Below are 6310 nucleotides of genomic sequence, written 5' to 3'. Positions count from 1 at the left end.
GGCGAGAGCATCTGGCCATGCATAGAAGCGGTCAGTGCCTTTTCCTGCCACATGCGAAGTGAAAACAAAGGGAGAAAGCGAGTGGAAGCTCCTTTTTTTCTGCATAGCAGCAATCTATATGTCGGAAAATCAAAATGAATTTATATAGTATTTCTAAACAATTCGTTTGTATATATTCTTACTGTTCTTGAAAAAAACTTAAGTATATTTTAATTGTTCGAATTATTTAAAATCTTTAAATGGAATTAAGTTAATATTTGGTATAATAATATGGTAACTATAATTTATAGGAGGGGAAATTCACTCATGAAAAATGAAACGTTACACAGTATGGATGATGTAATTACAATGTTAGACTCTCTATTAAGATCTCCTGAACCATTTTGGAATCAATTCTATTCTGACCGTGATAAAGAAGTCCCTTTCTTTGTGAATGTACCAGATGAAAATTTAGTTTCATATTTTGATAGAAAGATGATTCAGAAAGGAAAAGTGTTGGAGTTTGGTTGTGGTCCTGGCCGAAATGCTTTGTATTTAGCAAAAACAGGTTGTGAAGTAGACGCAGTTGATTTATCAGAAGAAGGGATAAAATGGGCGAAAGAAAGAGCGGCTGAGCAAGATGTGTCAGTTCATTTTATCTGTAAATCTATTTTCGATTTACAAGTCGAAAACCAATATGATTTCGTATATGATTCGGGTTGTTTACACCATATCCCGCCTCACCGAAGAATCCATTATGTCGAATTAGTGAAGAAAGCATTAAAGCCAAACGGGTATTTTGGTTTAACATGTTTTGCTGCTGGGGAACTAGACGAAAAAAATGGTTCGGAAATATCAGATTGGGATGTATATCGGGGCTGGAGCTTGCAGGGAGGAATTGCGTATTCAGAAGAGAAACTGCGTAATGTTTTTCAAGATTTTGAAGTTATTGAGCTGCGTAAAATGAATGAAATTAAGCAATCGAATGAGGTGTTTGGAGAAGCGTTTCTTTGGACAGCGCTGTTTAGAAAGAGATTATAGTTATGATGCAAAGAACAATACTAATTTTTTTAAATAGTGGTGATTTGTATGAAATTGAAGGAATTAGAAGAAAGCATGATCCTTTATTTGGTTTAATTCCTCCTCATATTACATTAGTATTCCCTTTCATAAGTGAAGTATCAAACGAGCGTTTAGAAAAACATATAATAACAAATGTAAGTAATATGAATTCTTTTCATATTACGTTAAATCCATTGGTTACCAATGCAGGGGAATACTTATTTTTAATCATAGAAGAAGGGAAAGAAAATATAATTGAGCTACATAATAAGTTGTATTCAGATTTTCTTCAACCGTTTCTTCATAAAGAGATTCCTTATTTTCCACACGTAACAGTAGGAAGAAAAAATGATAAAGAAATGGCCTTGCGTGTAATAAAAAATCTTCCTCCACTTCGAGATACGATGCGATTCACTATTGATAAAATTGTAGTAGAAAGCATAGGAGAAAATGAGGAATCTATTATTGAATTTGAAGTACAGCTTCCAACAAAATAGGAAAATTGTTTTTTAGGAGAATGTTCATCGGAATAATTTTAATGGTGATTTTATGTACCTTTACTTGATTTTGTACATATAGTATAATAATTCCATAATTTAGATTTCAATGAGAATAAAAAATAAATTAGACGAGGTGCTTTTTGTGAGTGGAGTAGTATCTAAATAGGAAAAATTTAATGAAATAAATCTAATGACGAAGGGTATTTTTATATCAATCTATACCCTGTATTTGGTCATGGATTTATTTAAGTTACCTATGAAGATACCTACAACACTTTATAAAACATGTGGCGGTATTTGTTATTAAAGATCTAGACCTTTATTTAGAGAAGGTTTGTTTAATAATAAATATTTGTTTCTACACTTGTCTTGTAAATGTATGTAAAGCTGTGGTATCCCCGCAGCTTTTTTATTTTTTTCACGACTTTTGGATAGGAAGGGTTCTTTCGCATGGATGCGAACTGATTTTTTCTGAGAGAAGTTTTCTTTTTATAAATTCATTGAAATCTTATTATTAGGTATCTTCATACATGATTCGATTAATAAATCATAGTGAGGAGAACAAAAAATGAATACAATGACTTTTGAAAAATTACAGTATAACGAATTAAAGGAAATCGTAAAGTCATATTGTGTAAGTGGATTAGGAAAACAATTATTAGATAAACTGCAGCCAAGTTCGAATATAAAAGTAGTCAATAACCGCTTAAATGAAACAACTGAAGCAAAAGCAATATTAAATACAGAAAGTCACGTTCCATTAGTTGGGATCTCTAATATAGAAAACATAATTGGAAAACTTGAAAAAGGGATAATTTTGGAACCAGCCGAATTAGTGAGCGTATCAGATTTTTTAAGAGGGTGCAGAAAAATTAAAGGATTTATGTTAAGTAAAACATTTTTTGCGCCTGTTTTAAGTTCTTACGCATATTCTATGGCGGAGTTCAAAAATATAGAGGAAGAGATTCATTTTTCTATTAAAGGGAATCGAGTTGATTCTGCGGCGAGTAAAGAACTCAAGCGAATTCGAAATCAAATCGAAACAACAGAAGAAAAGATTGGAGATCGTTTAAATAAATTTTTAAAGAGCAGTGCAAATAAGGAGTATATTCAAGAATTCTTTATTAGTAAAAAAGATGATCGATATACGATTCCTATTAAGGCTTCTTATAAAAATCAAGTTGCAGGAACAATGGTAGAGATGTCTTCTAAAGGTTCAACAGTATTTATGGAACCGGCTGTTATTTCAAAATTAAGTGGGGAATTAGCGAGCTTAAAAGCAGAAGAGGCGATAGAGGAGTATCAAATATTAGCGACTTTATCAGGAATGATTTTTGAGAATGTTCATGATATAAACATTAATATTGAGCTTATTAGTCAATACGATATGATTTTCGCGAAGGCTAAGTTTAGTAAGAGTATTGATGGTATCGCACCGAAATTAAATAGTCATGGATATATAAAACTCGTTGCATGTAAACATCCTCTTTTACAAGGTGAGATTGTTCCATTACATTTTGAGATTGGAAAAGAATATCGTAGTTTAGTCATTACGGGACCAAATGCTGGAGGAAAAACGATTGTCTTAAAAACAATTGGATTATTAACTTTAGCAACAATGTCAGGGTTTCATATTCATGGTAATGAGGAGACTGAGATTGCCCTTTTTGATTCTATTTTTGTAGATATTGGTGATAATCAAAGTATTGAAAATGCCTTAAGTACTTTTTCTTCACATATGAAAAATATTTCAGAAATCATGAGAATATCTAACAATAATACGTTGTTGTTATTTGATGAAATTGGTAGTGGTACAGAACCGAATGAAGGTGCTGCACTTGCGATTGCCATTTTAGAAGAGTTTTATCAAATGGGTTGTATCACAGTTGCGACGACTCATTATGGTGAAATTAAACGATTCTCAGAAATTCACAGTGACTTTATGAATGCGGCTATGCAATTTAATAATGAAACATTAGAGCCGATGTATAGGTTAATGATTGGAGAATCTGGGGATAGTAACGCACTTTGGATCTCTAGAAAGATGAATTTACGGGAACGTGTTTTAGAGCGAGCACAGTGTTATATGGAAAATAAAGATTACAACTTAGAGCTTGTAAAAGAAAATAAAATAAAGAACCCTGAAGTGAATGCGGTGAAAACGAAAGAAACTTATGAGTATGAGATTGGAGACAAAGTAACATTATTAGATCACAATGATTCTGGTATTGTATACAAGACAAAAGATAGTTTCAATAATATTGTAGTACTATACAAAGAAGAGTTTATTGAAGTGAATTGTAAGCGTGTTATTTTGGAACTGAAAGCAGCAGAGTTGTATCCAGAAGGCTATGATTTAAATACTTTGTTTGTAAGTTATACAGAGAGAAAGCTGCAACACGATATAGAACGAGGCTCTAAAAAAGCATTAAGAAAAATACAAAAAGAAATAAGAAAAAAATAATTCAATTGATAGTAACCCTTCATTTAAACGGTAGTACGTTTTGAAGTGAGGGGTTATTTTATATTTGAAAAATAGAATAAATATAATCTTCTTTTTCATATTTTGCAAAATAAATGGTACAATCAATATTTGATATGAAAAATAGTGAAAAGAAGTGATCGATTTGAAAGGTTTTTTAGAATTAGGAATTAGCCCTACGTTAAATGATACATTAAGAGAAAATGGAATTGCGGAATCGACGCCGATTCAGGAAAAAGCAATCCCAGTAGTTCTAGAAGGAAAAGATATTATTGGACAAGCAAAAACAGGAACAGGAAAAACATTAGCATTTATTTTGCCGATATTAGAAAAAATAAATCCGCAGTCTAGTCATGTCCAGGCGTTAATTGTAGCGCCAACACGAGAATTAGCATTGCAAATCACAAGTGAAATTGAAAAAATGACTGTACATGTAAAGGATATTCATGTGCTTGCAGTTTATGGCGGACAAGATGTTTCACAACAAATGAAGAAATTACAAGGTAATACCCATATTGTTGTAGCGACACCGGGCCGATTATTAGATCATTTACGCCGCGGGACAATTGAATTATCGCATGTATCTATGCTTGTTTTAGATGAAGCTGATCAAATGCTGCATTTTGGTTTTTTACCAGAGGTAGAAGAAATTATTGAACAAACACCAGCAGAGAGACAAACGATGTTGTTTTCTGCGACGATGGCAAAGCAAATTCAATCGCTTGCAAAGCGCTATATGAGAAAACCTGAAATTATAAAAATTCAAAGTGCAGAGGTTACAGTAAATAATATTACACAACGTGTTGTTGAGACGACAGATCGGGCAAAACAAGATACGCTGCGTCAACTCATGGAACAGGATCAACCGTTTTTAGCGGTTATCTTCTGCCGTACGAAACGTAGAGCTACAACACTGTATGAAGCGCTGAAAGGATATGGTTATAACTGTGATGAACTTCATGGTGATTTATCACAAGCAAAACGCGAGCGTGTTATGAAACGTTTTCGAGATGCTGAAAGCCAATATTTAATCGCAACAGACGTAGCGGCAAGAGGACTTGATGTAGAAGGTGTTACACATGTATTTAACTACGATATCCCCGAAGATGTCGAAAGTTACATTCATCGTATCGGACGAACAGGCCGTGCTGGTGGAAGTGGGATTGCCGTTACATTAGTTGCACCGAAGGATAAAATGTATTTGCAACAAATTGAAAAAGGAATTAACGCATCATTGCAACGACAAGAAGTAGAACTACCTAACAAACAAGAGCCTGTGAAAAAAGAGCAAAAATCGCAAAAGCCAAAAGAAAAGAAACCATTTAAAGAGAAGAAACAATTTGGTCAATCTGGACGTCGTGATAGAAAAGAAGGACCAAAAACAGAGAAATCTCGTTTTGATCAACCAAGTAAAAAGAAGCGCAGCGCAAAGCCGGGACAGAAAAAGCGCGGAAGATAAGTTGGAAATATAGTAATTATTGAACATGAGGACCTTTTAAAGAGAGGACTCATGTTTTTTTGTGCGTAAAAAAATTTAGGATATACTAACAGGCGAGGTGATTTGATGAAGAAGTTTGTCACAATCATTGTTTTCACTTTACTTATGTTTTCTTTAACTAGTCTCGTACATGGTGAAGAAAAGAACAAGGTACAAGATTATTTTGATGTGAATATAAGCGGATCTCGTTTGTATGTTCTAGACGATTTTGTCGAACTTATTAATGAGGGAAAAGTTACTTCTCTAACAAAAGTATTTTTTGAAATTTTACGGAGAGAACAACAATGGGCATTAGAACCGAGAGTGTATGTAAAAGGGAATTTAGGGTATGTTCATATTGTAAAACAAAATGGTATGAATGTTCTTTATCATATAAAAAAGGTACAAGAGAATTGGACGATTTTAAGAGAAGAAAAGAAGATTATAAATAGAATCCCTGTTCCAAAAGAACTGCTAAAGGAAGTTCTTATTGAACGACTTGTAGAGAATATTAGTGATGCTGTAAAAGATTATTATGGTGAAGGGAGGCTCTGGTACAGAGGGAGCGAAAAGATATTAAGTATTGAGAAAGATAAAGCGAACTTTGAATTTTATGTTATTGTTCAAGTTATTACGTTTAAAGGTGCCCATAATCCACCGTACGGAGAAGAGACGATGAGATTTCGAGTAAAGGGTGGAGGTGAGGTTCAACTAATGAATTACAAACATCACGACATTTCTGATAATGAATTATCTAAATTGAAACTAAGAAAAATGTAAGAGTAGTACATGATAGATGTAAACATTTTT

The 6310-nt window shown here is 33.2% G+C and carries 5 protein-coding genes; all 5 read left to right on the top strand.

Features of this window, described 5'->3' with window-relative positions:
* The first annotated feature begins 306 nt into the window (after nucleotides 1-306).
* The 5 genes from Q9306_RS08710 to Q9306_RS08690 all read left to right on the top strand — a co-directional run bounded on the left by Q9306_RS08710 (nucleotide 307) and on the right by Q9306_RS08690 (nucleotide 6280).
* On the top strand, nucleotides 307-1020 hold the full coding sequence (locus Q9306_RS08710) for a class I SAM-dependent methyltransferase (protein ID WP_306197314.1): 714 nt from the start codon (nucleotides 307-309) through the stop codon (nucleotides 1018-1020).
* 2 nt (nucleotides 1021-1022) lie between these two features.
* The gene (locus tag Q9306_RS08705) at nucleotides 1023-1538 is read left to right on the top strand and encodes a 2'-5' RNA ligase family protein (protein ID WP_306197312.1); all 516 of its coding nucleotides are present in this window, start codon (nucleotides 1023-1025) and stop codon (nucleotides 1536-1538) included.
* A 571-nt stretch (nucleotides 1539-2109) separates the two neighbouring features.
* A complete protein-coding gene (locus Q9306_RS08700; RefSeq protein WP_306197310.1) occupies nucleotides 2110-4005 on the top strand; it encodes an endonuclease MutS2 in 1896 nt (631 codons plus the stop codon).
* Between the two features lie 154 nt (nucleotides 4006-4159).
* Entirely contained in the window at nucleotides 4160-5482 is a 1323-nt protein-coding gene (locus tag Q9306_RS08695) for a DEAD/DEAH box helicase (RefSeq protein WP_306197308.1), read from the top strand.
* Between the two features lie 105 nt (nucleotides 5483-5587).
* Nucleotides 5588-6280, top strand: a complete 693-nt coding sequence (locus tag Q9306_RS08690; RefSeq protein WP_306197306.1) for a DUF3888 domain-containing protein — start codon at nucleotides 5588-5590, stop codon at nucleotides 6278-6280.
* Nucleotides 6281-6310 lie beyond the last annotated feature (30 nt).

It is taken from the genome of Bacillus multifaciens, assembly GCF_030756675.1.
GTDB lineage: Bacteria > Bacillota > Bacilli > Bacillales > Bacillaceae_G > Bacillus_A > Bacillus_A multifaciens.
This window is presented reverse-complemented; position numbering and strand designations above follow the sequence as displayed.